Genomic DNA, 2,546 nt, shown 5'->3' on the forward strand with positions numbered 1-2,546 from the left:
GCCCGTCGAACACGGCCAGGAACCGATCGGCGCTGTCGATGCCGGCTATGATGGCACCCGCCGCGATCTCGCCGGAGAGTGCCTGCAGGGCCGGTGTCCCCTGCGCTGTTGGCAGGCCCGACAGCGCCCCGACGATGCCGCCGAAATTACCGCCGGCTGCAGCGGCATCGAGCACACCGCCGACCGCCCGCTGGTTCGACGTCTGGCCGGCCGAGCGGTAGGCATCTGGCGCCAGGATCAGGGAGAGATAGAGGTTGGTGGGATCGAAGCTGAGCACGGGGCGCAGGAACGCGAAATCGGCGGTCACATCGTTAAATGTGGCAATGCCGCCGGCCGGCGCCGAGACGATCGTGTACGTCGTGTCAGGCACGTAAATGCCGGGCAACGGGACAACGTCGAGGGTGCCGGCATGTACCGTCGCCTTGTGGCCGGCGCCAACGATGGTGATGCGGTCGCTGGCGCTGGGACTAATTTCAACCTCGAAGGTGCCGCTGTTCCAGGTGAGATTTCCGTCTATCGTGATGTTGCCGATGGAGTTGCCCGGCTCGATCGTGCCGCCGTTGTTTGTAATATCGCCGGTGATGTTGCCGACGCCACTCAGGATACCGCCCTTGTTGAGCGTTACGTTGCTGGTCAGGTGAACGTTGACGGCTAAGCCGCCGGTATTGATGGTCGTGCCGCCGCCGACAGTGCTGGTGCCGGTAAGGGTGAGCTTACCGGCGCCGTTCTTGGTGAGCGTGCCGGTGCCGGTCATTGCGCCGGCATAGGTGCCGTTGACACCCTGGTCGAAGATGACGGCGGCATCGTTCAGGATACGGCCCTGCAGGCTGTTGGCTGCGCCCTGCAGGATGCCGGCCGACACCGTCGTGCCGTCGGTATAAGTGTTGTTGCCGCCTAAGGTCAGCGCGCCGGCGCCGGTCTTGGTCAGGCTGCCGAGGCCGGTGATGTTGCCCGCGAAGGTGCCGTTGGTCGCCTGGTCGAAGGTGATCGACCTGGCGATCGGATTGTTCGCGTTGGGGTCGAAGATGATGTTGCCGCGCAGGTTCGTGGTGTTGCCCTGCACCGCGCCGCCGTTGTTGAAGACGTTGCCGGCATAGCTGTTGGCGCCGGTGAGAATAAGCGTGCCGTCGCCGACCTTGGTGAGATTGCCCGAACCGCCGACTATCCCATTCAGGGTCAGGGTCTTGCCGGGGTCGACCAGGAATACGCCACCGGCGCCCTCCAGTAAGACGTTGCGCGTGCTGGTGAAGGTCTCGGATGCGCGCAGGCCGGCGTTGTTTTCCAGCGTGAGCCCCGTACCCGTGGCGCCGAGCTTGTCGTCGGAAGCGACCCGTAGCGTTCCGCGCTGCACCAGCGTGCCGCCGGAATAGCTGTTGGTGCCCGTGAGCTCGAACTCGCCGTCGCCGCTCTTAATGAGGCGACCGCTACCGCTGATGCTGCCGCTCCAGATGAAGGGATGCAGCGCCACGTCGATGCCGCCGTTACCGGCGAGCACGATCTTGCGGTCGATCGACGTGGCCGCAGGAGTGTCCTTTGTGGTTCCGACCGCGCCGCCATTCAACGTGATTGCCGTACCCGCCGCGCCCAGGTTGACGTCATTCGTGAAGCGCAGGACACCGCCGGTCACGGTCGTGCCGCCGCCGTAGGTGTTGGCCGCTGAAAGGATCAGGTCGCCGTCGCCGGACTTGGTCAACTGGCCGCTTCCGCCGATCACGCCGCTCCAGGTGAGTGGAGCCGATGCAACGGAGAAGCCGCCCTTGTCCGTGATCGTGACGGGGCGATTGCTGGTCGGCCCCGGATGGACCGTGGCCACGCTTCCGATCGTGCCGTTGTTCAGGTTGATGCCGATGCCCGCGGCTCCCAGGCTGGCGTCGGTGGTGAACAACAGCGCTCCGCCGTTGACGGTGGTGCCGCCGGCGTAGGTGTTGGTGCCTGAGAGCGTGAGATCGCCAGTGCCGGTCTTGATGAGGCTGCCGCTGCCGGACAGGTTGCCGGTATAGGCGCCGTTGATTGTTTGGGCGAAGACGAGTGAGGCCTTGTTTGTGATATTGCCCGCCAGGCGCAGAGCGTTGATCTCCAGGACGCCTTCATTGACGGTGCCGCCGCCGGAGAGCGAAGTCGCACCGTCGAGAATGGTCGTGCCGGCCCCGTTCTTGACGATAGCCCAATTGCCGCCGCTGCCAGCGCCCCCGGTCTGATCTGCAATGGTGTCGCTTATCAACTGGGTCTGCCCGGCGCCAGGGGCCACGGTGAATGACCCGTTGCCGTGAAAGAGAATGCCCGATCCGATACCTTGGCCGGGGGAGGCGTTTCCTCCTCCGCCGTTGCCGCCTGCGACGCTGTTTCTAAAAATGTCGAGATGGCCGGCCACAGTGAGCTCGCCGCCATGCTGAACGAAGATCGCGCCGCCCAGGCCGCCGCCGCCACCGCCACCTTGTCCATGGCCACCGCCGCTGCCGCCGCCGATTCCCCCCAGGCCACCGTTATTGGGCGTCCCGTCGGGACCGATACCGCCACCACCGCCGCCGCCACCGCCAAATCCGCCG

General features: G+C 65.6%; 1 protein-coding gene. It reads right to left on the reverse strand.

Annotation, left to right across the window (positions count from 1 at the left end; all coding sequences use genetic code 11):
* Positions 1-2,371: autotransporter-associated beta strand repeat-containing protein (locus FJ867_RS28545; protein WP_210242322.1), on the reverse strand; the 2,371-nt coding region annotated here is incomplete at its 3' end.
* Positions 2,372-2,546: the final 175 nt, after the last annotated feature.

The sequence above is a fragment of the Mesorhizobium sp. B2-5-3 genome (genome assembly GCF_006441005.1).
GTDB lineage: Bacteria > Pseudomonadota > Alphaproteobacteria > Rhizobiales > Rhizobiaceae > Mesorhizobium.